Origin of the sequence: Kitasatospora sp. NPDC059408 (assembly GCF_042751525.1) — a bacterium.
Taxonomy (GTDB): domain Bacteria; phylum Actinomycetota; class Actinomycetes; order Streptomycetales; family Streptomycetaceae; genus Kitasatospora.
Genome location: NZ_JBHYWI010000116.1, coordinates 1 through 24,183, shown reverse-complemented (window position 1 = coordinate 24,183; position 24,183 = coordinate 1). Strand labels below are relative to the sequence as shown.

The 24,183-nt window shown below is 72.3% G+C and carries 13 protein-coding genes; 4 read left to right on the top strand and 9 right to left on the bottom strand.

Annotation, left to right across the window (positions count from 1 at the left end; all coding sequences use genetic code 11):
• Positions 1-1,978, bottom strand: a 1,978-nt coding sequence (locus tag ACFXDE_RS40500) for a M4 family metallopeptidase (protein WP_380499262.1), incomplete at its 3' end; no start/stop codon positions are given.
• Positions 1,979-2,582: 604 nt separating this feature from the next.
• Positions 2,583-8,084: a pullulanase-type alpha-1,6-glucosidase gene (pulA, locus tag ACFXDE_RS40495; protein WP_380499261.1), complete on the bottom strand. Its 5,502-nt coding sequence runs from the start codon at positions 8,082-8,084 to the stop codon at positions 2,583-2,585.
• 327 nt (positions 8,085-8,411) lie between these two features.
• Here pulA and ACFXDE_RS40490 point away from each other — a divergent pair, with 327 nt between their 5' ends.
• Positions 8,412-9,374: a phosphatase PAP2 family protein gene (locus ACFXDE_RS40490; protein ID WP_380443459.1), complete on the top strand. Its 963-nt coding sequence runs from the start codon at positions 8,412-8,414 to the stop codon at positions 9,372-9,374.
• Positions 9,375-9,448: 74 nt separating this feature from the next.
• Here the strand turns inward: ACFXDE_RS40490 and ACFXDE_RS40485 are convergent, their stop codons facing one another.
• Both ACFXDE_RS40485 and ACFXDE_RS40480 read right to left on the bottom strand, forming a co-directional pair.
• On the bottom strand, positions 9,449-12,496 hold the full coding sequence (locus ACFXDE_RS40485) for a bifunctional [glutamine synthetase] adenylyltransferase/[glutamine synthetase]-adenylyl-L-tyrosine phosphorylase (RefSeq protein ID WP_380499263.1): 3,048 nt from the start codon (positions 12,494-12,496) through the stop codon (positions 9,449-9,451).
• 117 nt (positions 12,497-12,613) lie between these two features.
• Entirely contained in the window at positions 12,614-13,840 is a 1,227-nt protein-coding gene (locus tag ACFXDE_RS40480; protein ID WP_380499260.1) for a glycosyltransferase, read from the bottom strand.
• A gap of 336 nt (positions 13,841-14,176) precedes the next feature.
• On the opposite strand from ACFXDE_RS40480, the gene ACFXDE_RS40475 reads away from it, so the two are divergent.
• Entirely contained in the window at positions 14,177-14,974 is a 798-nt protein-coding gene (locus tag ACFXDE_RS40475) for a beta-glucanase (protein ID WP_380499259.1), read from the top strand.
• A gap of 25 nt (positions 14,975-14,999) precedes the next feature.
• On the opposite strand, the gene ACFXDE_RS40470 is transcribed toward ACFXDE_RS40475, so the two are convergent.
• On the bottom strand, positions 15,000-15,716 hold the full coding sequence (locus ACFXDE_RS40470) for a class E sortase (protein ID WP_380499258.1): 717 nt from the start codon (positions 15,714-15,716) through the stop codon (positions 15,000-15,002).
• Positions 15,717-15,894: 178 nt separating this feature from the next.
• Positions 15,895-17,256: a glutamine synthetase family protein gene (locus ACFXDE_RS40465; protein WP_380443451.1), complete on the bottom strand. Its 1,362-nt coding sequence runs from the start codon at positions 17,254-17,256 to the stop codon at positions 15,895-15,897.
• A 164-nt stretch (positions 17,257-17,420) separates the two neighbouring features.
• On the opposite strand from ACFXDE_RS40465, the gene ACFXDE_RS40460 reads away from it, so the two are divergent.
• A complete protein-coding gene (locus ACFXDE_RS40460) occupies positions 17,421-19,175 on the top strand; it encodes an NAD+ synthase (protein ID WP_380499257.1) in 1,755 nt (584 codons plus the stop codon).
• A gap of 3 nt (positions 19,176-19,178) precedes the next feature.
• Here ACFXDE_RS40460 and ACFXDE_RS40455 read toward each other — a convergent pair whose 3' ends face one another.
• From ACFXDE_RS40455 to ACFXDE_RS40445, 3 genes are all read right to left on the bottom strand, one after another.
• On the bottom strand, positions 19,179-20,243 hold the full coding sequence (locus ACFXDE_RS40455) for an endonuclease/exonuclease/phosphatase family protein (RefSeq protein ID WP_380499255.1): 1,065 nt from the start codon (positions 20,241-20,243) through the stop codon (positions 19,179-19,181).
• 212 nt (positions 20,244-20,455) lie between these two features.
• Positions 20,456-21,088, bottom strand: coding sequence for a TetR/AcrR family transcriptional regulator (locus ACFXDE_RS40450; protein WP_380499254.1), 633 nt, complete (start codon positions 21,086-21,088; stop codon positions 20,456-20,458).
• A 162-nt stretch (positions 21,089-21,250) separates the two neighbouring features.
• Complete coding sequence (locus tag ACFXDE_RS40445; RefSeq protein WP_380443443.1) at positions 21,251-22,861, bottom strand: MFS transporter; 1,611 nt, start codon at positions 22,859-22,861, stop codon at positions 21,251-21,253.
• 262 nt (positions 22,862-23,123) lie between these two features.
• Between ACFXDE_RS40445 and panB the strand changes: the two genes are divergently transcribed.
• A complete protein-coding gene (gene panB / locus ACFXDE_RS40440; protein WP_380499252.1) occupies positions 23,124-23,993 on the top strand; it encodes a 3-methyl-2-oxobutanoate hydroxymethyltransferase in 870 nt (289 codons plus the stop codon).
• Positions 23,994-24,183 lie beyond the last annotated feature (190 nt).

The following is a 24,183-nucleotide window of genomic DNA, read 5'->3' as shown; positions in this document are numbered from 1 at the left end:
ACGCGCTGTTGTCGATCACACCGCTCGACGCCGTCCACGGCGCCGCCGAACCCGTCTCGAAGCCCGCGTTGCCCAGCAACTGCGCCGGCGTGCAGCCGCCGCCACCGCCGGAGACGGCCCAGGAGAAGCTGGTCGTCGCGGTCTTGCCGCCCGCGTCGGTGACCGTGACGGTCGTGTTGAAGTTGCCCGCGGTGGAGGCCGTGCCGGAGATCACACCGGTCGAGGAGTCGATCGACAGGCCGGTGGGCAGGCCGGTGGCGGAGTACGACAGCGGCGCGGTGCCGCCCGAGGCCTGGATCTGCAGGTTCACCGAGCCGTTCAGCGCGGTGGACTGGCTGCCCGGGTTGGTGACGCTGACGCCGCCCGGGTTCGGCGGCGCCTGGCCGACGTTGACGCCCGCCCACGCGAGGCCCACCTGGTAGACCTCGTTGCTGTTCGCGCCGTAGAGGTCGGTGGCCGCGCTGACCGTCGCCGTGCGCGCGGCGGCGTAGTCGGTGGTCGAGGTCATGTAGGCGGTGAGCGCCTTGTACCAGATCTGCTTGGCCTTGTCCCGGCCGATGCCCGCGACCGTGACGTTGTTGGCCGTCGGGCTGTTGTAGTTGAACCCGTTGATGCTCTTCGCGCCGCTGCCCTCCGACAGCAGGTAGAAGAAGTGGTTCGCGACGCCGGACGAGTAGTGGACGTCCAGGTTGCCGACGCCCGAGTACCACGAGTCCGCCGAGGAGCCGTCCTTGGAGGGCTGGTCCATGTAGCGCAGCGGGGTGCCGTTGCCGTTGATGTTGAGCTGGATGCCGATGAAGTAGTTCGGCGGGGTGGAGGCCAGGTTGGCGTTCCACTCGACCATCTTGCCCATGATGTCGGAGGTGGCCTCGTTGAGGCCGCCGGACTCACCGGAGTAGTTGAGCGCGGCGGTCGCGGCGGTGACGCCGTGCGTCATCTCGTGGCCGGCCACGTCGAGCGCGGTGAGCGGGTGGGTGTTGCCGGAGCCGTCCCCGTAGGTCATGCAGAAGCAGGAGTCGTCCCAGAACGCGTTCACGTAGTTGTTGTCGTAGTGGACGCGGCTGTACGCGCCGACACCGTCGTTGCGGATGCCGTTGCGGTTGAAGGCGCTCTTGTAGAAGTCCCAGGTCGCGGCGACGCCGTACTGGGCGTCCACGGCCGCGGACTCGCCGTTGCTGGCCTGGCCGTTGCCCCACGTGTCGGTGGACTTGGCGTACAGCGTGCCGTTGCCGGACGTGCCGTTGCTCATGTTGGTCGTGTACTGGCCGCCGCGGGTGCCGTCCTTGAGCTGGTACTGCCCGCCGCTCTGGGTGGTGGTGAGCGGCACGTTGCCGACGTACACGCCGGTGCCGGTGCCGGTCTCGATGGTCTCGTTCTTGCCGAGCACCTCGCCGGTCGCCGCGTCGGTGACGACGTGCAGGCGGCTCGGCGTGCCGTCGTCGCCCTTGCCGGTGACGACGGTCTCGTACGCGAGCCGCGGGGTGCCCTTGGCGGCGAAGACCACCAGGCGCGGTGCGGCCTCCAGCGCGGCGCCCGACTCGGCGGCCAGCGCGCTCTCCTGGGCCTTCGGCGCGGCGAGCGCGGGGGTGGTGTCCAGGCCCGCCAGGACGGCGTCGCTGGCCTTGGTCACGCCCTTCGTGGCGCCGGCCGCGGTCTGGTGGACGACCAGGTCGCCGCCGAGGACCGGGAGTCCGGCGTAGGTGCGCTCGTACCGCAGGTGGCGGTCGCCGTTGGTGTCCTGGACGGCGTCCTTGGCGACGAGCTTCTCCTGGCCGCTCAGCCCGATGCTCTGGGCGAGGCTCGCGGCCTGCTGGTTCGCCGACGAGAGGAGCTCCGCACGGGCGGAGAGCTGCTGGGCGACGACCGTCGGCGCGTCGGGGGCGGCCGCCTGGGCGATGACCGGGATGCCGGTCACCAGCAGCGCGGTGGTGGCGGCCATGACGACCGCCGCCTTCCGGGCGTGGGCGTAGCGGGACATGCGGACTCCTTAACCGACCGGCGCGGGTGTGCGCACGGTGGAGGGCGACCTGGGCCGCGGGGTTGCGGCGCAGTGGGGGCCCCCGGCGGCGGTGTGCGCCAGGGGTGCAGCGGTGCTCACAGAGTCAGGTGCAGAGGAGTGCAGGTGTGCGGTGCGTGCAGAGGTGCGCACGGGGAAAGCCGCCGCGGGGAGGGAGAGTTGGGGGGGTCCCTCGTCCGCAGCAGGGGGAATCGTGGCAGCAAATGAGCCGTTAATGACAGATGCATGCCATGGTTTGGCCGATTCGAGTCCGCACCGGGCAATCGCCAAGTGCTTCAACCGCGTTACAGGTAAAGGCACTTACAACAACGGTTTTCATGAGCGCCAAATTGTTCGGGCCCCCCGCACCGGCACTGACCAGCGCTCAGGCCGACGTCGGACCGCCCGGCCGGGGCGCAGCGTCCGCGGGGCCCGACACGTCACCATTCCGGCCGTGCCACCGCGCGGTTCCGGCCATTTCGAGCGGCCCCGGGAACGAACCCGGCACGAGCCCGGAACGGACCCCGAACGGACCCGGGCCCGGCACCGCCACAACGGCGGTACCGGGCCCGGGAGTCGGAGGTCGTCAGCCCTGGACGAACACCGCCACGGTGCGGCCGGGCACGGTGAACGTGCCGGTCGCGGCGTCGAAGCCGGACTGCTTGACCACCGGGTCCGCGCCGCCCGCCTGGACGGGGTGCAGCGCCTGGGCCGTCCCCGTCAGGGCGGACACCGTCTGGCTCTGCGCCGTGGGCGTGGCGTTGAAGACCACGGTGACACCCTTCTCGGCGCCGGCCAGACCGGTGCCGTCCAGGTGCAGGGTGATCACCCCGGGCGTCTCGGCGGCGGTGCCGGAGAGCGGGTAGGACAGCCGCTGCTGGACGTCGGCGAGGGTCGGCAGGGAGAACAGCGGCGAGGACCGCTTGATCCGCAGGAAATCCTGGAACTGCGCCGTGGTCGCCCGGATGTCGTCCGCGCCGACGGTCAGCTTCGGGTTGGCCAGGAGCGATTGGGCCGTCGGCCAGAGCTCCTTGTTGTCCGCCGCCATCGGCAGGCCGCGGCCCCAGCCGTTGCCGTCCGCGGCACTCCAGTGGATCGCGTTGAACCAGTCGCCCGAGTTGTAGGAGTTCGAGTCGAGCGACTTCGAGCGCAGCAGGTCGCTGCCCGCCTGGGCGAAGCCGGCGCCCTGGGTGAGCGCGGTGAGCGAGAGCCCGAGCGCCTGCATCCGGGCCCGGTCGGCGGGGGCGGTGCCGGTGGGCAGCTTGTAGGCGAGGGCGTCGAACAGGTCGGTGTTGTCGTGGGCGTCCACGTACTCCACCGCCTCGCCCGGCATGCTCGCGTACCCGGTCGGGGCGCCGTTGTAGTCGACCTGGGCGCCGGTGACGGGCTTGCCGGAGCTGTCGGTGAACGCGTAGCCGGCCAGGTTGCCGGTCAGCCCGACCTTCAGCTGGTCCATCTCGTGCAGGAGCCGGGCCTTCTGCTGGTCGGGGGTGCCGTTGGCGGGCGAGCCGTTCGGGTCGGTGTACAGGCCCGAGGCGAAGCCCTGCTGCGGCGCGGAGCCGAGCATGAAGTTGCCGCCGCGGGCGGCGTCGCGCATCCGGTCGTCGAAGGTCGCGATGCCGGTGCCGGCCATGTTGGCCTGGGTGGCCTGGACGAACCGGGCGTCGTTGGCCACCGTGCCGAAGTTCCAGCCCTCGCCGTACAGGAAGACGTTCTTCCCGTCGACGCCGTCCGAGTCCGGCGTCATCTTCCGCAGCGCGGCCTGCACGTCGAGCATGGTCGACTTCGGGTCGAGGCCCATCAGGTCGAAGCGGAAGCCGTCGACGCGGTACTCGCGCGCCCACAGCGTGACCGAGTCGACGACGAGCCGGTTCATCATCGCGTGCTCGGGCGCGGTGTCGGAGCAGCAACTGTCCGTCGTCACCTTGCCGTTGGCGTCCAGCCGCTGGTAGTAGCCGGGCACCACCCGGTCCAGCACCGAGTTCCCGTCCTGGCCGCCGGCGGCGGTGTGGTTGAAGACGACGTCCAGCACGACGCGCAGCCCGGCCTCGTGCATGGCCTGCACCATCCGCCGGAACTGCACCGTGCGGGCGGTCCCGGTCGGGTCCGTGGCGTACGTGCCCTCCGGCACGTTGTAGTGCAGCGGGTCGTACCCCCAGTTGTACGCGTCGTCCGCGGCGACGGCGGCCACGCACTCCTGCTGCTTCGGGCCGTCCGGCGGAAGGGACTTGAGGTCGCAGGGCGGCAGCTTCTGCCCGGCCTTGTCCTTCGGGATGGACGCGATGTCGAAGGTCGGCAGCAGGTGGACCGTGGTCACACCGGCCTTGGCGAGGTCCCGCAGGTGCTGCATCCCGGCCGAGTTCGACTCGGTGAACGCCAGGTAGGTGCCGCGCTCGGCGGCGGGGACGGTGGCGTCCTCGACCGAGAAGTCGCGGACGTGCAGCTCCTGGATCCGCTGCTTCGCCGGCGGGACGGCCGCCGGGACGTTCTGGTCCTCCCAGCCCTCGGGCTTGAGCTCCTTGGCGTCGAGGTTCGCCACCAGGCTGCGCCTGGAGTCGGCGGACAGCGCGACCGAGTACGGGTCGGTGACGGTGTTGACGACGGTCTGCTGCACCGAGGGCGCCCAGACCTTCACCTGGTACAGGTAGTACTTGCCGTCCAACTCGGCCTTGTCGCGGACGACTTCCCACACGCCGGTCTCGCCGTCCGGCTTCAGCGGCAGCGTCCTGGGAGTGCCCCCGGTGGCGCTGTCGAAGACCTGGACGGACACGTCCTGCGCGGTCGGCGCCCACACGGACAGCGCGACCTTGCCGTCGTAGTAGGCCGGGCCGAAGTCCACCCGGCCGGCCTTCCCCGCGTACAAGTCGTCCAGCACGCCCGGGATCTGCACGCCGGTCGCGGCCGACGCGGCCCCGCTCGGCAGGTGTTCGGTGAACAGCAGTTGGCCGCGCAGCGCGGCGGGCACGCGCGCGGCGTCCCGGGCGTCCACGGTGAAGGCCCGGTAGCCCGCCAGGTGCGGGAACTCGGCCTTCTGCACGTCGGTCAGCCCGCCCTGGGCGGGGGTGAGCCGGATCCACTTGCCCGGCTTGGTCAGCACGCCCTTGTCGGCGCGGATGCCGCCCGCGGGGTCGTAGACGAGCTGGGCGCTGGTGCCGCCGGCGAGCGCCGCGTCGGCGGCGCCGTAGTTCGCGGGGACGACGACGGTCTTCGCGTCGATCCACTGCGCCTTGGCCGTGCTGGGGTCCAACTGCGAGGAGGCGGCGGCGTTCTGGGGCAGGAGGTAGCCCTCGCGGCCGCCGAGGATCCACACTTCCCGGCCGTTGAGCGCGAAGTCCAGCGACTGGTCGCCCGGGAGGTCCTTGTCGTTGCCGTTGTGGAGGATGTAGCTGAGGCTGGTCGCCCCGGGGGCGAGGGGCACCTCGAAGACGTCGCCGAAGGCGTCGCGGCGGGCCGGCATCAGCGGCTTGCCCCAGTCGGTGGGGTTCGCGGCGCCGGTCCAGTCGTGCAGGCCCCAGCCGTCGTAGGCGCCGTCGGCCTGGTTGTAGTGGATGACGGCGGTGCCGGCCGGCGGTGTGCTCGTCGGGCCGGGGTCGGTGGTCCGCACGGCCGGGTCGCCCTGCTTGACCCAGACCTCGCCGGTGCTGCCCACGTCGATGTGCCGGTCGGCGTCGACGTCCTTGACGCCGTCCTTCTCGACGATGAACCCGACGTCCGAGGCACCCGGCTTGAGCCGCACGTACGCGAAGGCGCCGTACGCGTCCCGGCCGGTGAAGCCGTGCCCGGCCGGCCACTGGGTCGACTCGCCGTCCGCGAGGTCCCCCCAGGCGTAGAGGTTCCAGCCGTCGTAGTTCCCGTCCGGCCGGTTGTAGTGCACGACGGCGTACGGGCGCGCGGTGGCCGTGGGTACGGGCTTGGGCGCCGGGGTGCCGGTGGTGAAGCTCGCGGTGGCGGAGCGCAGGTGCCCACTGGAGTCCTGCACGACGGCCTTGTAGCGGACGACCGTGCCGGGGGCGGCGGCGCTCAGGTCCTGGGTGACGGCGTACTTCCCGGTGTCGGCGGTGCCGAGCGTCTGCCAGGGCCCGTCGCCGATCTGCCCGGCGAACGTGACGCGGTTGAAGCCACCGTCCGTCTTCGCCCCGATCGTCACGAGCCCGGTGGAACCGTCCGCAGGAGGCTGCACCGAGAGCTGCGGCGCGGCGGCGACCGGCGCCGGCCTGGCGCCCGCCTTGTAGACGACGGACGACAGCGCCGGCACGGTGACGGTCACCTTGCGGTCGGCGCCGCTGGCCAGGTGCTCCCCCGCCGACGGGTAGATGCGGTCGAAGCCCATCCCGGCGGAGAACGTGTCCAGGGTGACCGTCTTCGCCTCGGTGGCGTTGTTGACCGCCACCAGGTACTCGACCTGCTGCCCGGCGTCGATCCGGGAGAACGCGTACACGCCCGCGCCGTCGGCGGCGTACCGCTCGATCTGGGCGCCGTCGGCGAGCGCCGGGTTGTCGCGGCGCAGCTTGGCGAGGCCGGCGATGCCCTGGTAGAGCTCGCCGCCCTGCCCGTACCGGTCGGCCGGTCCAGGGGCGCCGCCGAGCACGCGGTCGGCGTTGTAGGACGCCGTCCGCGAGGCGAACATGTCCTGCCGGGCGTCCTTGTCGCCGCCCGCGCCGGTGAAGCCCTGCTCGTCGCCGTAGTAGACGACGGGCTGCCCGCGGGTGAGGAACTGCAGCTCGTTGCCGAGCCGGTCCTTCTTCAGCAGGGTGGCGTCGTCGGCGCCCGGGTTGTCGGCGAGGAGGAAGGAGCCGAAGCGGCCCATGTCGTGGTTGCCGAGGAAGGTCGGCAGCTCGTACGCGTCGGTGTCGGCGCTGGTGTAGCGGTAGTCCTGGCCGTAGACGTCGGCGAGGCTCTTCGCCGAGCCGCCCTGCGAGACGTACGAGCGCGCGGCGCCCTGGAACGGGAAGTCGAGCGTGGCCTGGAGCCGGCCCTTGGTGACGTACGGCGAGGTGACCGCCGGGTCGCCGGAGTAGACCTCGCCGAACATGAAGAACTTCTTGTTGCCCTGCTTGGCGGCGAAGTCCTTGAGCGCCGGCGCCCACTGCTGCCAGAAGGCCATGTTGACGTGCTTGACGGTGTCGATCCGGAAGCCGTCCACGCCGGCGTCCTTCACCCACTGCTCGTAGACCTTCTCGAAGCCCTTCACCACGCGGGGGTTCTGGGTGTCGAGGTCGTCGAGCCCGCTGAAGTCGCCCTCGGTCGCGGACTCGCCGACGAAGGTCGAGTCGCCGCGGTTGTGGTAGAGCGACGGGTCGTTGAGCCAGGACGGGCTCTTGGCGGTCGCGTCGGCGGGGGTGCGGAAGACCGGGGTGTAGGGGAAGGAGTCCTTGGTGATCTTCGGCCAGGGGGCTCCGCTGTCGGCCACGGCCGTCTCGTCGACCGGGTTGCCGTCGGCGTCGAGCGTCGGGTAGGCGCCGGTCGAGCGGTAGGCGTGCTGCTGCTCGGCGTCGTCGATGACGTCGGCGGTGTGGTTGGTGATGACGTCGAAGAAGACCTTGATGCCGCGAGCGTGCGCCTTGGCTATCAGCTCCTTCAGCTGGTCGTTGGTACCGAAGTGCGGGTCGACCTGGGTGAAGTCGGTGATCCAGTAGCCGTGGTAGCCGGCGGACGCCTGGTCCCCCGTGCCCTGCACGGGCTTGTTCTTGAAGATCGGCGCCATCCAGATCGCGGTGGTGCCGAGGTTCTGGATGTAGTCGAGCTTCTGGATCAGGCCGGCCAGGTCGCCGCCGTGGTAGAAGCCCTTGTCGGCGGGGTCGAAGCCGTTGTCCAGCCGACCGCCCGTGATGCCGCCGGTGTCGTTGGCCTGGTCGCCGTTGGCGAAGCGGTCGGGCAGGACGAAGTAGTACTGCTCGCGGGTGAGGTCGTGCCGCCCGGCGGTGGCCGCCAGTGCGGCGTCCGACGGCGGGGCGGGCGGGGCGGCGGCGAGGGCCGCGGGGGCGCCGCCGAGGGTGGCGGCGGTCAGTGCGGCGGCGAGCAGGACGGCCGTGCGGCCGGGTCTGCGTCGTGGGGTGCTCCGCCGGGGGCTGAGCGGCGTATCGGCCACTGAGGGCTCCCTTAGGGGAAGGGGCGGTCGAGTTCCCTGGAAGCTAGCGGCCTGCAATATGTTTCAGCAAGATGCAGAAACGGTTTCGTGCCGGGAAAGTGCAGCGCACGACCGATCCGCGCACGCCTCGGGCACCCCGATTGCGCGCCCCGCACCGGTCGGCGTGACAATGGGACGTATGCCAGTCCCACCGGTAAGCACCAGACCCGACCTCACCCCCTACCCCGGTGGGAGTCGCCCCCTAACCCTCAAGGGGGACAGCCGGTGAAGAATCCACTTCCAGAGGATGAGCGGACGGCTACGGGACGTCTGGCAGACTTCTCGTCCATGGGGGAACCGACCGAGATCCAGCAAGCCGGCGCGCGGCGCGCCGACCAGGCGCACGGTGGTGGTTCCGGAGCACGCCAGGCCCCGTCCGGCGGCCCCGACGGAGCCACCCGGGCCGTCCGCTCGCGCACCGCCGCCCTGCGCGACCGCGTCCGCGACCAGCGCCGCTCGCCGGCCCGGCCGCGGATCTGGTTCGAGCTCGCCCTGATCGGCATCAGCTACTGGCTGTACTCGATCGTCCGGAACGCCGTTCCGGAGCAGGCGGCGATAGCCCAGAAGCACGCCCGCTGGATCTGGGACCTGGAGCAGAACCTCGGCGTCGCGGTCGAGCGCTCGGTCAACCACGCCGTGGACGGCGTCGGCTGGCTCATCACGGGCATGAACTACTACTACGCGACGCTGCACTTCGTCATCACGATCGGCGTGCTGGTCTGGCTCTACCGCAGCCACCCCGGCCGCTACGTCGCCGCCCGCACGGTGCTGTTCGTCACCACCGGGATCGCCCTCGTCGGCTTCTACTTCTTCCCGCTGGCCCCGCCGCGGCTGATGACCGACGGCGGCTTCATCGACACCGTGAAGGCCCACGGCACCTGGGGCTCGATGGCCTCCGGACCCGCCGCGCACGTCTCCAACCAGTACGCGGCCATGCCCTCGATGCACATCGGCTGGTCGATGTGGTGCGGTCTGGCGATCTTCTTCCTGGCCCGCCGGACGTGGGTCCGGGTGCTCGGCCTGATGTACCCGCTGGCCACGCTGGTGGTCATCATCTCGACCGCCAACCACTTCTGGATGGACGCCGTCGGCGGCGAGATCTGCCTGACGGTGGGCTTCCTCGCCGCCCGCTGGATCTACCAGGAGTGGGTCTACAAGCTGCCGCGGGTGCCCGCCCGGGAGACGGCCGAGGAGCCGATCACCGTCCCCGAGCAGTGGAGCGAGCCGGCCGTCGGCAGCGGCCGCCGCTAGACCGCGAAGAGACGTACGGAGGGGCCCCGTGAGGGGCCCCTCCCGCGTTTCCGGCCCACCCCGGCCCACCCGGCTCAGCCGTAGAACAGCCGCTCCACGACCGCCCGGGCCCGCCGGGTCGTCCGCCGGTAGTCGTCCACCAGCTCCCCGCTGTGCCCGGCGCCGTACCCGAGGTAGCGCGCCACCCCGGACAGCTCCCTGGCCTCCCCGGGGAAGCTGTCCCCCGGCCGGCCGCGCACCAGCATCACCGCCGCGCGCACCCGGGAGGCCAGCACCCAGGCCGCGTCCAGCACGGCCGCGTCCTCCTCGCCGATCAGCCCGGCCCCGGCCGCGGCGGCCAGCGCCGCACGGGTCCGGGTGGTGCGCAGCCCCGGCAGCTCGTGCCCGTGCTGGAGCTGGAACAGCTGGACGGTCCACTCGACGTCCGCCAGCCCGCCGCGGCCGATCTTGGTGTGCGTGGTCGGGTCGGCGCCGCGCGGCAGCCGCTCGGCCTCGATCCGGGCCTTGATCCGGCGGATCTCCAGGAGGTCACGCTCCGGCACCCCGTCGCCGGGGTAGCGCAGCGGGTCGATCAGCCGGCGGAACCTCGCGCCGAGCTCCTCGTCCCCGGCCACCGGCTCGGCGCGCAGCAGCGCCTGGCTCTCCCACGCGTGCGACCACCGGCGGTAGTACGCCGCGTACGAGGCGAGGGTGCGCACCAACGGGCCACTGCGCCCCTCGGGCCGCAGGTCGGCGTCGACCAGCAGCGGGGGCTCGGTGGACGGCGCCGCGAGCAGCGTGCGCAGCTCGTTGCAGACCGCCTGGGCGGCCTTGGCGGCGTCCTGGTCCAGCGAGCCGAGCAGGGGCTCGTGGACGAAGAGCACGTCCGCGTCCGAGCCGTAGCCCAGTTCGTGGCCGCCGAACCGGCCCATCGCGATGACGGCGATCCGGGTGGGCAGGTCCCCGTGCTCGGCCTCCCAGCCGGCGACGCAGGCCCGCAGCGCGCCCTGCAGGGTGGCGGCGTTGAGGGCGGTGAGCGCCTCGCCCGCAGTGTCCAGGGCCTCGGCGGGGTCGTCGCCGAGGCGGCCGAGGACGTCCGCGGCGGCCGTGCGGAACAGCTCGCGGCGGCGCACCGAACGGGCGGCGGCGACGGCCGCGGCGGTGCTCCCGGCGCGGCCGACGGCGGCCAGTATCTCCTGCTCCAGGGCGGCCCGGCGGCGCGGTTCCAGGCCCTGCGGGTCGCCCAGCATGGCCACCGCCTCGGGTGCGCGCAGCAGCAGGTCGGGGGCGAGCCGCCCGGCCGACAGCACCCGGGCCAGGTGCTCGGCGGCGGCGCTCTCGTCGCGCAGCAGTCGCAGGTACCAGGGGGTGCGCCCGAGCGCGTCGGAGACCTGGCGGAAGTTGAGCAGTCCGGCGTCCGGGTCGGCCGAGTCGGCGAACCAGCCGAGCATCACCGGCAGCAGCGTGCGCTGGATCGCCGCCTTGCGGCTGACCCCGGAGGCGAGTGCGGCGAGGTGGCGCAGCGCGGCGGCCGGGTCGGCGTAGCCGAGCGCCTCCAGCCGGGCCCGGGCCGCGTCCGGGGTCAACCCGGCCGCGCCGGGCGGCAGTTCGGCGACGGCGTCGAGCAGCGGGCGGTAGAACAGCTTCTCGTGCAGCCGCCGGACCTCGACGGCGTGCCGCTTCCACTCGCGCTGCAGCGCGGCGACCGGGTCGGTGCGGGTGTCGCCGTTGATCAGCCCGGCGAGCGAGCGGGCCAGCCGGCGCAGGTCCTCCTCGCCGGTCGGCATGAGGTGGGTGCGGCGCAGCCGGTGCAGCTGGATGCGGTGCTCCAGAGAGCGCAGGAAGCGGTAGGCGGTGTCCAGCGAGGCGGCGTCGGCCCGGCCGACGTACCCGCCGCGGGAGAGCGCGGCCAGCGCCTCCAGGGTGTTGCCGCTGCGCAGCGCCGGGTCGGTGCGGCCGTGCACGAGCTGGAGCAGCTGGACGGAGAACTCGATGTCGCGCAGCCCGCCGGGGCCGAGCTTGAGCTGGCGGTCGACCTCGGTCGCGGGGATGGAGTCGATCACCCGGCGGCGCATCTGCTGCACGTCGGCGACGAAGTTCTCCCGGGTGGCGGCCTGCCACACCATCGGGGCCAGCGCGTCCACGTACGCGGCGCCGAGCTCGGTGTCGCCGGCCACCGGGCGGGCCTTGAGCAGCGCCTGGAACTCCCAGGTCTTGGCCCAGCGCTGGTAGTACGCGACGTGGCTGGCCAGGGTGCGCACCAGCGGGCCGTTGCGGCCCTCGGGGCGGAGGTTGGCGTCCACCGGCCAGATGGTGCCCTCGCCCGTGGTGTCCGAGCAGAGCCGGGTGAGCGCGGCGGCCAGCCGGGTGGCGGCCTTGACGGCCTCGTGCTCGTCGACGGCCCCTTGCCCGTCGACGCGGTCGGGCGGTTCGGCCACGAAGATGACGTCCACGTCGGAGACGTAGTTGAGCTCGCGCCCGCCGCACTTGCCCATGCCGATGACGGCGAGCCGGCAGGCCGCGGCGGCCTGCGGGTCCTGCTCGACGGCGAGGTCGAGGGCGGTCTGCAGGGTGGCGCCGGCGAGGTCGGCGAGTTCGGCGGCGGTCTGCGCGAGGTCGGTGGTGCCGGAGAGGTCGCGGGCGGCGATCGCGAGCAGGCAGCGGCGGTAGGCGACGCGCAGCGCGTCGGCCGGGCTGCGGGCCGCGCCCGTCCGGACGCCCTCGGCGAGGGCCCGCCGGAAGTCCTCCGGGCCGGGGTGCATGTCCCGCAGCTCGAAGGTGACCAGGGCGTGCCAGTCGTGCGGGTGCCGGGCGAGGTGGTCGCCGAGCGCGGTGGAGGCGCCGAGGACGCCGAGCAGGCGGTCGCGCAGCGGCTTGGAGGTGGTGAGGGTGTCGCGCAGGGTGTGCCGGTCGGCCTCGTCGGCGGCCTCCAGCAGCCGGGCGAGGCCCAGCAGGGCGAGGTCGGGGTCGGCGGTGGTCCCGAGCGCGTCCAGCAGGACGGGGTCGTCGGCCAGGCCCTCCAGGCCCGGCCCCGCCAGCAGCCGGACCGCCCGCGCGGGATCGGTGAATCCGCGCCGCACCAGCCGGATCTCCGGCCGGCTGACCCGGCTCCCGGCTCGCTGTCCCTCCTCCGCCATCGCCATCGCCATGCCCTCCCGGCCCGCCCGGTCGCCCGCGCGGGTGCGCGGTCCCTGAACCTACCTTCCCAGGAGCCGGACCACCCGCGCCACGGGGGCCGTGGCGCGGGTGGGGTCAGGGTGTCAGGCTTGCTCCTGCGTCCGGTTCACCAGGTACCAGAGCACGGCCGCCAGCAGGACCGAACCGCTCGCGGCCGTGCCGGTCAGGACCAGGGAGTCGCGGTTCAGCAGGGTGCCGGAAGCCGTGCCGAGAAGGCCCGCGCCGACACCCACGAGGGTGAGGCCGAGCCGTCTGCGCTCCGACATCCGGGTGATGACGACCCGCCGCCCCTGGCGACCGGTCCAGGAGGTCAGGTGCCGGCCCAGCACCCATTCCCGGAACATCACCCAAAGGGAAACGACGGTTCCCATGGTGCCCACCACGAGATATGCGGGATAGCAGGTGAGCGTCCGCCGGACGCCGATCTGCAGGGCGGCCGTCCCGAAGGTCAATGCGACCATCATCAGGAACCAGACGCCCATCCAGCGGAAAGCGTCGAAATGGGTGAACCTGGTGGCCAGCTGGTAGAGCAGCGAAAGGTATCCAATGGCCATCAGGGCACTGTCCACGAGCATGGCACCGAATACCCGAGCGAATCCCCAGCTGCGGAGGAAAAGCCCGCGGTGCTTGTACAGCGCCTGCGCCCAGCCGGCCGCCCAGCGGTGGCTCTGCGCCCAGTAGACGGACCAGCTGCCCGGGTCGCGCACGCACACGTAGGCGCCCGCAACGAAGCCCGCCTTGCGCCCCGCCCGGTTCATCTTGAGCGCGAGTTCGACGTCCTCGCAGAGGCTGTCGGTGGACCAGCCGCCGACGGCCCGGACCGCCTCCGTGCGGTACACGCCCGCACAGCCGGACAGCACGGCGACCCAGCCGTGCCAGGACTCCACCGTCCGGGACATCCGGTGCGCCGCCGCCCACTCGATCATGCGGGAGCGCTGGAACACGCCCTTCACGCTGTGCGGCGTGACGGACATGCAGACGCCGCCGTAGTCCTTGGCGTTCATCCGCTCCAGGCACGTCTCCAGCGCCCGGTCGGAGGCGAAGTAGCCGTCCCCGTCGAGCAGGGCCACGAACTCGGTGGTCACCTGCGCGAGCGCGAGGTTGAGCGCCTCCGGCTTGCTCCCCCGGTCGACCTCCAGCACCTCGGCACCGCACCGCCCGGCGATCGCCGCCGTGTCGTCGGTGCAGGCGTCCGCGATGACCAGCACGGTGCGCGGCGCCACCGTCTGGGCGAAGGCGGACTTCACCGCGTCAGCGATGAAGTCCGCCTCGTTGTGTGCCGGGATCAGCACGGTCAGCGACTCGGTCACCGCCGGGCGAACCACTTCACGGCCGCACCGATCGCGGCGGCGGCACCGCCGGTCGCCAGCAACGCCAGCGAGGCGACACCGGTATGAGCGAGTCCGTACATAGATATTCCTCACTGCTGGTCCGAACCCTTGCGGTGAATTCACTCGCGAATTCAGAGGGAATTAACGAGCATTGGGCCACCGTCATAAAACCCGCATGATTTCTACCACGGCCCGGGCCGGTCCACAGCATTAACACACCAATCCGCGACGGGCGAACCGGGGCGGGAACGAGGAATTCATCCGGACGGCTCCACCCACTGCGCGGGCCGATCGTCCGACGGCGATCCTGACGCCATGGATCTTCGAATACTGATGGCGATGGCGGTGACGGTCGTCGCGACATGCACGGCCACCCCGTCGTCGGCCGCCCCCCTCTCCCGGCCGGTACGGGACACCACGGTGCTGCTGGAACGGTTCGACACCCTCGACGTCGGACCGGGTCGGCCCTGGGGCTGGAAGACCGCCGCGTATGCCAACTGCACCGACAATCCGAACAGTTGGAAACAGGATCGGCTGACCACCGACGCGCTGAGCACCGCCTCCGGGCACCTGACCATCACCGCCACCCACCCGGAGGAGGGCTCCTGGAACACCGGCCTGCTGACCACCGGCGACTCCTGCGACTCCGGCGGCAGCGGGTTCCGGCTCCGCACCGGCGACCTCGTGACGGTCCACGTCCGGCTGCCCGCCGCGGACACCGGTGCCTGGCCCTGCCTGTGGACCTGGCAGGACGGCGGCCACGAGCTCGACCTGTTCGAGTGGTACGCCGACCACCCGGACCGGATCGAGTTCGTCAACCACCTGCGCCCCAGCAGCACCGTCTACTCCGGCCCGGACATCGGCCCCGAACGCTGGGTGTACGTGGCGGTCAGGCTCGGCGCCGACACCGACACCTGGTACGTCGGGCCCTCCCAGGACCGGCTCACCGCGGTCTGGTCCGACGGGACGGGCGTCGGACCGGACTTCGCCGCCTACCTGATCCTCAACCTCTCGATCGGCGACGGGACCTTCCACGCCCCGCCGTCCCGCACCGACCCGGTCACCATGGAGACCGACCTGATGAAGGTCGACCGTCCCCGGAAGGGACGCTGACCGGGTGGTCCGGGCGGGGGGCCGCTCAGCGCAGCTCCGCCGGCAGCACCCGCCCGGGTGTCATCGCCTCCTCCCGGACCAGGCTCCCCCAGACCACCAGACGGTAGAGCGAGGTGTAGGCCGGCGTGCACGTCGTCAGCGTGATGTAGCGCCCCGGCGAGGTGTAGGGCGAGCCGACGGGCACCGGCGCGATCACGCCCACGTCGTCCGGGGAGGTCTCCGGCAGGACGCCGTCGACCCGGTAGACGTACCAGCGGGTCCTGGTCTCGACGACCACGGCGTCGCCCGGACCCACCCGGTCCAGGTCGTGGAACTTGGCCCCGTGGCCGTCCCGGTGCGCCGCCAGGGCGAAGTTCCCCTCGCCCTCCCACGGCGGTACCGAACGGTGCGGCACGGTGTACGCGCCGGCCACGCCCTCCGCCAGGATCTCGTCGTCCGTGCCGAGCCTGATCAGCACCTGGTAGTCCCGGCCGAGGGCCGGCACGTGCAGGAACCCGAGATCGCCGTGGTCCGGCGCCGGCTCGGACCCGGGCGCCGGCGTGGCGGGCGGGGCCGCGGCGACCGCCCAGTCGCCGCGCAGCCGGGCCGCGGCCCCGTCCGCCTCCCGGTTCGCCACCAGGTCGGTCCACCAGACCGAGTAGGCCGCGAACAGCACCACCACCACGCCCAGGGTCAGCAGCAGGTCGCCCAGCCCTCGCACCCCCGCCCGTACCACCGCACCGACGTTCCGCCGCTCCGCCACCCCGGCCCTCCTTCACGCCGTCGGCCCGACCATCGCCGTCACTCCAGCGGCCCCGCCCGGCCACCGCAAGCCGACACACGCCCGCGCGGCGGGACCACCCCGGATGCAGTAACCCGCCGCGCCGGAACATGCGAAGGCCCGCCCGGCAGTGGGTCGCCGGGCGGGCCTGGGGGCCGGTTCAGAGCACCTGGAGGTTCTTGCGCAGCTCGAACGGGGTCACCTCGGAGCGGTACTCCTCCCACTCCTGGCGCTTGTTCCTGAGGAAGAAGTCGAAGACGTGCTCGCCGAGCGTCTCGGCGACCAGCTCGCTGCGCTGCATCAGGTCGATCGCCTCGCCGAGGTTCTGCGGCATCGGCTGGATGCCCAGGGCGCGGCGCTCGGAGTCGGTGAGCGCCCACACGTCGTCGTCGGCACCGGGCGGGAGCTCGTAGCCCTCCTCGATGCCCTTGAGGCCGGCCGCGAGCGTCACCGCGTAGGCGAGGTACGGGTTGCAGCCGGTGTCCAGCGAGCGGACCTCGACCCGGGTCGAGCCCTGCTTGCCGGGCTTGTACATCGGCACCCGGATCAGCGCCGAGCGGTTGTTGTGGCCCCAGCAGATGTACGACGGGGCCTCGCCGCCGGCGCCGGCGGTGCGCTGGGAGCCGCCCCAGATGCGCTTGTAGGAGTTCACCCACTGGTTGGTGACGGCGGCGGTCTCGGCGGCGTGCTTCAGCAGTCCCGCGATGAAGGAGCGGCCGACCTTGGAGAGCTGGTACTCGGCGCCGGTCTCGTGGAACGCGTTGCGGTCGCCCTCGAACAGCGAGAGGTGGGTGTGCATGCCCGAACCGGGGTGGTCCGAGAACGGCTTCGGCATGAAGCTCGCGTGCACGCCCTGCTCCAGCGCGACCTCCTTCATGACCAGCCGGAAGGTCATGATGTTGTCGGCCGTCGACAGCGCGTCGGCGTAGCGCAGGTCGATCTCCTGCTGGCCGGGCGCGCCCTCGTGGTGGGAGAACTCCACCGAAATGCCCATCGACTCCAGCATCGTGATCGCCTGGCGGCGGAAGTCGTGGCCGACGCCGCGCGGCGTGTGGTCGAAGTACCCGGACTGGTCGGCGGGGATCGGCGGGGTGCCGTCGCCGGGCAGGTTCTTCAGCAGGAAGAACTCGATCTCCGGGTGCGTGTAGAACGTGAAGCCCTGCTCGGAGGCCTTCTCCAGGGTGCGCTTGAGCACGAAGCGCGGGTCGGCGAAGGAGGGCGAGCCGTCCGGCATCAGGATGTCGCAGAACATCCGCGCGGTGCCCGGCGTCTCCGAGCGCCACGGGAGGATCTGGAAGGTGGTCGGGTCCGGCTTGGCGATCATGTCGGACTCGTACACCCGGGCGAAGCCCTCGATCGCCGACCCGTCGAAGCCGATGCCTTCCTCGAAGGCCTGTTCCAGCTCGGCCGGCGCCACCGCGACCGACTTCAGGAACCCGAGCACGTCGGTGAACCACAGCCGGACGAACCGGATGTCACGCTCTTCGAGCGTCCGAAGCACGAACTGCTGCTGCTTGCCCATGGGGACAGTCTCACCTCTGCTCTTTACGCTCGTGTTACGCGCGGAAGACCCCCGAGGGACCCAGGGGAAGCGACTGCTCCCATCATGGCCGATCATCGGCCGCGAGGGCAGTGCCGACCCCCCTGCCAGGACATTGCGTCAGTTCGACGATTACACTGCGGACCATGCCCAATCTCCGTCTCGCCCTGAGCCAGATCGACCCCTGGGTCGGTGACCTCGCCCGCAACAGCGATGAGGTGGTGCGCTGGACCAAGCAGGCCGTGGAGGCCGGCGCCCAGCTGGTCGCGTTCCCCGAGATGGTCCTGACCGGCTACCCGGTCGAGGACCTCGCGCTGCGCCGTTCCTTCGTCGAGGCGTCCCGGGCCGCACTGGTGGAGCTGGCCGGGCGGCTGGCCGCCGAAGGGCTGGGCGAGGTGCCGGTCGTGGTCGGCTACCTCGGGCGCTCCGAGCACGCCTCCCCGCGCCTCGGCCGCCCGGCCGGCTCACCGCAGAACTGCGCGGCCGTGCTGCACGGGGGCGAGGTGGTGACCCGCTTCGCCAAGCACCACCTGCCCAACTACGGCGTGTTCGACGAGTTCCGCTGGTTCGTCCCGGGCGACCAGCTGCCGGTGCTGCGGGTGGACGGCGTGGACGTCGCCCTGGCGATCTGCGAGGACATCTGGCAGGACGGCGGCCGGGTCACCGCCGCCCGCGAGGCCGGGGCCGGCCTGCTGCTGGTGATCAACGGCTCGCCGTACGAGCGGAACAAGGACGACCAGCGGCTCGACCTGGTGCGCCGCCGCGCCGCCGAGGCCGGCTGCACCCTGGCCTACGTCAACATGGTCGGCGGCCAGGACGAGCTGGTCTTCGACGGCGACTCGATCGTCGTCGGCGCGGACGGCGAAGTACTGGGCCGCTCCCCGCAGTTCGAGGAGCACCTGATGGTGCTGGACCTCGACCTGCCGGCCGCGAGCAGCGACCACACCGACGGCCTGCTGCTGACCGACGGCCTGCACCTGGTGCGCACCGAACTGAGCGGCGAGCCGCGGCCCGCCCCCGCGGAGAAGCTGGCCGCCGAGGTGGCGCCGCGGATCTCCGACGAGGCCGAGATCTGGGCCGCGCTGGTCTCCGGCACCCGGGCGTACGCCACCAAGAACGGCTTCACGTCCGTACTGATCGGCCTCTCCGGCGGCATCGACTCCGCGCTCGTCGCCTCGATCGCGGTCGACGCGATCGGCGCCGAGAACGTGTACTGCGTCTCGATGCCGAGCCGCTACTCCTCCGAGCACTCCAAGGACGACGCGGCCGACCTGGCCCGCCGCACCGGACTGCACTTCCGCACGGTCTCCATCGCCCCGATGTTCGACGCCTACCTGGCGGCCACCGAACTGACCGGTCTGGCCGAGGAGAACCTGCAGTCCCGCCTGCGCGGCACCCTGCTGATGGCGATCTCCAACCAGGAGGGGCACATCGTGCTCGCGCCCGGCAACAAGAGCGAGCTGGCGGTCGGCTACTCGACCCTGTACGGCGACTCGGTGGGCGCGTTCGGCCCGATCAAGGACGTCTACAAGTCGCTGATCTTCCGCCTCGCCCGCTGGCGCAACGAGGAGGCCGAGCGGCGCGGCGAGGCGCCGCCGATCCCGGAGAACACGATCACCAAGCCGCCGTCCGCCGAGCTGCGCCCGGACCAGGTGGACAGCGACTCGCTGCCCGACTACGACCTCCTGGACAGCGTGCTGGCCCGCTACATCGAGGGCGACGAGGGCCGGGACGCGATCGTCGCGGCCGGCTTCGACCCGGCGGTCGTGGACCGGGTGGTGCGGCTGGTGGACACCGCCGAGTACAAGCGGCGCCAGTACCCGCCGGGCCCGAAGATCTCGGTCAAGAACTTCGGCCGGGACCGCCGCCTGCCGATCACCAACCGCTGGCGGCGCGGCTAGGGATCACTGGAACCGGTAGGCGGCGGCCACCGCGAGGTGGTCGCTGCCGTCCCGGGGCAGGGTGCGGGACTCGACCGGGCGCAGGCCGCCCTTGCTCATGATCTGGTCGATCCGCGCCATCGGGAAGGACGACGGCCAGCTGAAGCCGAAGCCGTCCCCCGCCGCGCCCTGGGCCGAGCGCATCTGCGAGGTGACGGGCGCCAGGCTGCGGTCGTTCATCGTGCCGTTGAGGTCGCCGAGCAGCAGCACCTTCTTGAGCCGCTCGGCCTGGATCGCGTCCCCGAGGGCCTGCGCGCTGACGTCCCGCTGGGCGACGGTGAAGCCGCCCTCGGCCTTCAGGCGGACGGACGGCAGGTGCGCGACGTACACCGCGACCGGGCCCTGCGGGGTGGTGACCTCGGCCCGGAAGGCCCGGGTCCAGCCCATCCTGAGGTCCACCGGCTGGACGTCGGCGATCGGGTACTTCGACCACAGGCCGACGGTGCCCTCGACCGCGTGGTACGGGTACGCCGGCGCGAGGCCGGTCTCGTAGCCGCGCAGCGCCTTGCCGGCCAGCTCCTGGAGGGCGACGATCTGCGCGCCCGAGTCCACCAGGTTGCGGACGGTGCCCGGCACGTCGGTGTTGCCGGCCGCCACGTTGTGGGTGACCACCGTCCAGTCGCCCTGGCCGCCGCTCTTGTCGGTGACCAGGCCGCCGAACAGGTTGACCCACAGCACCGCGGGCACCAGCAGGGCGATCAGCGCGGTGGCCGAGCGCCGCAGCAGCGCGGGTACGAGCAGCACCGGCACGGCCAGGCCGAGCCAGGGCAGGAACGTCTCCAGGAGGCTGCCGAGGTTGCCGGGACTGTTCGGCACGTCGGCGTGGAAGCCCAGCAGGAGGCCGGTGACCAGGGCCAGCGCGGCGACGACGAGACCGCGCCGCCACGCGGTGGCACCGCGGCCGTCCCGGCCCCAGTGCCGCAGGCCCAGGAAGCGTCCGCCCAGGTCCCCCCGGACGCGCGCGGCACCCGCGGGGGCCGGGGCATTCTCCTCGCCCCTCACCCGGTCGGTCCTGTCCGCCTGCGTCATCCGTGGCTCCCGTTCGCTCGTGCCCTCGCCCGTCCGCCGCCCGGCCCGTGGGGGTACGGGCGGCATGCCGGACTGGTGCCGGTTTGATCGGATCCCGGCTCAGCCTATGCCGGGACAGACGCGGGGCCGCCGGAGCGGGTTCCGGCGTGGCCCGCTTTGGTGAGCGAGGCCACGCCGGGGGCGGACGGGAACGGACGGGGACGAACCGGCGTTCAGACGCCGGGCGCGAGGCCGTCGAGCAGGGCGTCGATCATCTTGCCGGCCAGCTCCGGGTCCTCCAGGTCGGAGTCGTCCCACAGGATGCTGCGGTAGAGGATCGGGCCCATCAGGAGGTCGCCGAGCAGCTCGATGTCGAGGTCGGCGCGGAGCACGCCCTCGTCGACGGCCCGGCGCACGAGCGCGAGCGCGGCCTCGCGCCGGGGCCGCACCACCCGCTCGTGGTAGGCCTTGTGCAGCTCAGGCAGGCTGTGCATCTGGCCGAAGGCGGCCTTGAGGATCCAGCGGCTGCGCTTGGCGAGGCCGCGCCGCCGCATGTAGTCGATCATCGCGACCAGGTCGTCCCGGGCGCTGACGCCGGTCGGCTCCGGCATCGCGATCTCCAGCCGGCTGACCACGTCGACCAGCAGGGCCTCCTTGTTGGGCCAGCGCCGGTAGATGGTGGCCTTGCCGACGCCGGCGGCGGTGGCGATGCCCTCGATGGTCAGCTCGGACAGGTTCGCACCGCCCGCCATCAGGTCCTCGATCGCGGTGAAGATGGCCAGCTCGGCGGCCTCGCTGCGCGGACGGCCGCGGCGGACGGCCGCGCAGGTCGGCGCGGCCTCGGCGGTCGGGGTGTCCGTCTTCATCCCGCTGGTCTCCCTGGATGTGCGCGGGCGCGGGGGCGCCGTTCCGTTGTCTCCGATGGTGGTCCGTGGTGGCGGACCGCGGCCCTGCCGCGCCGGGTGCCCCCGGGGCGGCAGGGCTCGGGGCCCGTCTTCGGACTCATTGTCGCTCAGGCCGGCCGCCGGTCAGGCGTCGGCCACCGCGCTCTCGCGGCGGTCGGCGACCTCGGGCGCCGCGGCACCGGGCCCGCCGGTGGGACCGGCGGCCTTGCGCGGGAGCAGGAACCAGGCGATCAGCGCGCCGGCCACGGTGATGCCCGCGGAGAGCGAGGCGACCACGTGCATGGCGCTGATGAACGCGTCGTCGGCGGGACCGAGCAGCGCCGCGCCCTTGGGGCCCATCCGGCCGGCGATGGCCAGGGTGGCCTCCAGGGACTCGCCCGCCTTGTCGCGCAGCTCCGCCGGGAACCCGGCGAGGGTGTCGCTCATGTGGTCGCGGTAGACGGTGGAGAGCACCGCGCCGAGGACGGCGACGCCGAGCGAGCCGCCGACCTGGCGGAAGGTGTTGTTGACGGCCGATCCCGCGCCCGCCTTCTCGCGGGGCAGCGAGCCCATGATCGCGACGGTGACCGGCGGCATGACGTGGGCCATGCCGGCGCCCATGAGCAGGCCGAGCACGATCAGCACCCAGATCGGCGTGGTGGCGGTCAGCACGGCGTAGCCGACGAAGCCGGCCGCGATCAGCAGCATGCCGACGGCGGCGGTGGCGGCGACGCCGAAGCGGTCGACCACGAGCCGGGCCCGGGGCGCGAACACCAGCTGGGCGGCGGCCAGCGGGAGCATCAGCAGACCGGCCTGCAGCGCGCTGTAGCCGCGCACGCTCTGGATGTAGAAGACGCCGAAGAACGAGACGCCCATCAGCGCGAAGAACACGACGCCGACCACGACCACGGAGGCGCTGAACACCTTGTTGCGGAACCACGTGACGTCCAGCGCGGGGTGTGCGGTGCGGCGCTCGAACCAGACGAACGCGGCCAGGGCCACCAGGCCGATCAGCACCGGCCCCCAGGCCTGCACGTCGGTGAAGTCGGCGAGCTCGCCGCCCTTGATGATGCCGAAGATCAGCGCGACCAGGCCGATGATCGACAGCAGTACGCCGACCGGGTCGAGCCGGCCCGGGTTCGGGTCCTTGGACTCCGGCACCAGGATCACCATCGCGATCACCGCGACGATGACGATCGGCACGTTGATCAGGAAGACCGAGCCCCACCAGAAGTGCTCGATCAGGACGCCGCCGGTGATCGGGCCGATGGCGATGGCGAGACCGACCGCGCCGGCCCAGACGCCGATCGCCTTGGGCTGCTCGGAGCGCTCGAAGACGTTCATGATGATGGCCAGCGTGGCGGGCATCGCGAGCGCGGCGCCGACGCCCATCAGGGCGCGGAAGCCGACGAGTTGGCCGGGCGTGCCGGCCATCGCGGAGAGCAGCGAGGCGATCCCGAAGACGACCATGCCGGCGAGCAGCGCGCGCTTGCGGCCGAAGCGGTCGCCGAGCAGGCCCGAGGTGAAGAGCAGCCCGGCGAACACCAGCGTGTAGGAGTTGATCGACCATTCCAGGTCGCTCTGGGTGGCGCCGAGTCCGACCGGCGCCGGGGTCGCGATGGTCTTCATCGCGACGTTGAGGATCGAGTTGTCGAGCACGACGACGAGCAGGGCGAGCACCAGGGTGCTCAGGATCGCCCAGCGACGGCGGTGGATGGCTTCCGGCACGCGGGGCGGCGCGGCTGCGGTGGTCATTGGTCTTCCCGTCCGTGATGGTGTGGCACTGGCGGGCAATTCCGAGCCGCGGACGTCTCGTAACCCCCCGAACAGCGTAACCGCATTTTCGATACGAGACGACGCCGTATCGCAAAATGGCGGCAAAGACCCCGGGTGTGCCGCAGATCGCACCGGGCCCCGTGCACCCGTCTTTGCGCAGCCGTCCGGGCGTGCAAGCATGGAGGGGATCCGGGGACGCCGTACGGCGCCACGAGACGACAACCCTTCAGGAGCCTGTTCGATGAACGCTTCTTCGCCTTCGCCTGCCCAGAACCAGGCGTCGCCCGCCACCCTCTACGGCGGGGTCACCAACCGACGCGTCACCGTCCGCGACCTCGCCGCCGCCAAGCAGCGCGGCGAGAAGTGGTCCATGCTCACCGCCTACGACGCCCTCACCGCGGGCGTGTTCGACGAGGCCGGCATCCCCGTCCTCCTGGTCGGCGACTCGGCCGGCAACTGCCACCTCGGCTACGAGACCACCGTGCCGGTGACCATGGATCAGATGGTGATGCTCTCCGCCGCCGTCGTCCGCGGCACCAAGCGCGCGATGGTCGTCGCCGACCTGCCGTTCGGCTCCTACCAGGAGTCCCCCGCCCAGGCCATGCACAACGCCGCCCGCCTGATGAAGGAGGCCGGCGTCGGCGCGGTCAAGCTGGAGGGCGGCGAGCGCAGCGCCCGTTCGATCGAGCTCCTGACCGAGGCCGGCGTCCCGGTGATGGCGCACATCGGCCTCACCCCGCAGTCCGTGCACGCCCTCGGCGGCTACCCGGTCCAGGGCCGCGGCGACGAGGCGGCGCACCAACTGCTGCGCGACGCGAAGGCCGTCCAGCAGGCCGGCGCCTTCTCGGTCGTGCTGGAGGCGGTGCCCGCCGAACTGGCCAAGCAGGTCACCGAGCAGCTCGCGATCCCGACCGTCGGCATCGGCGGCGGGCCCGACACCGACGCCCAGGTCCTGGTCTGGACCGACATGGCCGGCATGACCGCCGGCCGGGTGCCCAAGTTCGTCAAGCAGTACGCCAACCTGCGGGCCGTCCTCGGCGACGCCGCCCGCGCGTACGCCGAGGACGTCCGCGCCGGCACCTTCCCCGCGGCCGAGCACAGCTTCCACTGACGCGCCGCCGGCCGGCCCCGCTCCCCGCCCCGGGAGCGGGGCCGCAGCCGTTTCCCGGGGCCCCCCCCCGCGGCGGGGGGGGCTACCCCCCCCGGGGCGGTGCCCACGGGGGGGGGTTTGTTCGGCGCCGGACCCCCGCGGGCCCCCACCTACAACGCGGGGGGCGCCCTTCGGCGTTGAGTCCCTAGGC

Excerpts from the sequence above, each read along its gene's own strand:
- ACFXDE_RS40490 (WP_380443459.1), top strand. The coding sequence starts at position 8,412 with ATGGGGGAACCGACCGAGATCCAGCAAGCCGGCGCGCGGCGCGCCGAC.
- ACFXDE_RS40485 (WP_380499263.1), bottom strand. The coding sequence starts at position 12,496 with ATGGCGATGGCGGAGGAGGGACAGCGAGCCGGGAGCCGGGTCAGCCGG.
- ACFXDE_RS40475 (WP_380499259.1), top strand. The coding sequence starts at position 14,177 with ATGGATCTTCGAATACTGATGGCGATGGCGGTGACGGTCGTCGCGACA.
- ACFXDE_RS40465 (WP_380443451.1), bottom strand. The coding sequence starts at position 17,256 with ATGGGCAAGCAGCAGCAGTTCGTGCTTCGGACGCTCGAAGAGCGTGAC.
- ACFXDE_RS40460 (WP_380499257.1), top strand. The coding sequence starts at position 17,421 with ATGCCCAATCTCCGTCTCGCCCTGAGCCAGATCGACCCCTGGGTCGGT.
- ACFXDE_RS40455 (WP_380499255.1), bottom strand. The coding sequence starts at position 20,243 with ATGACGCAGGCGGACAGGACCGACCGGGTGAGGGGCGAGGAGAATGCC.
- ACFXDE_RS40450 (WP_380499254.1), bottom strand. The coding sequence starts at position 21,088 with ATGAAGACGGACACCCCGACCGCCGAGGCCGCGCCGACCTGCGCGGCC.
- ACFXDE_RS40445 (WP_380443443.1), bottom strand. The coding sequence starts at position 22,861 with ATGACCACCGCAGCCGCGCCGCCCCGCGTGCCGGAAGCCATCCACCGC.
- panB (WP_380499252.1), top strand. The coding sequence starts at position 23,124 with ATGAACGCTTCTTCGCCTTCGCCTGCCCAGAACCAGGCGTCGCCCGCC.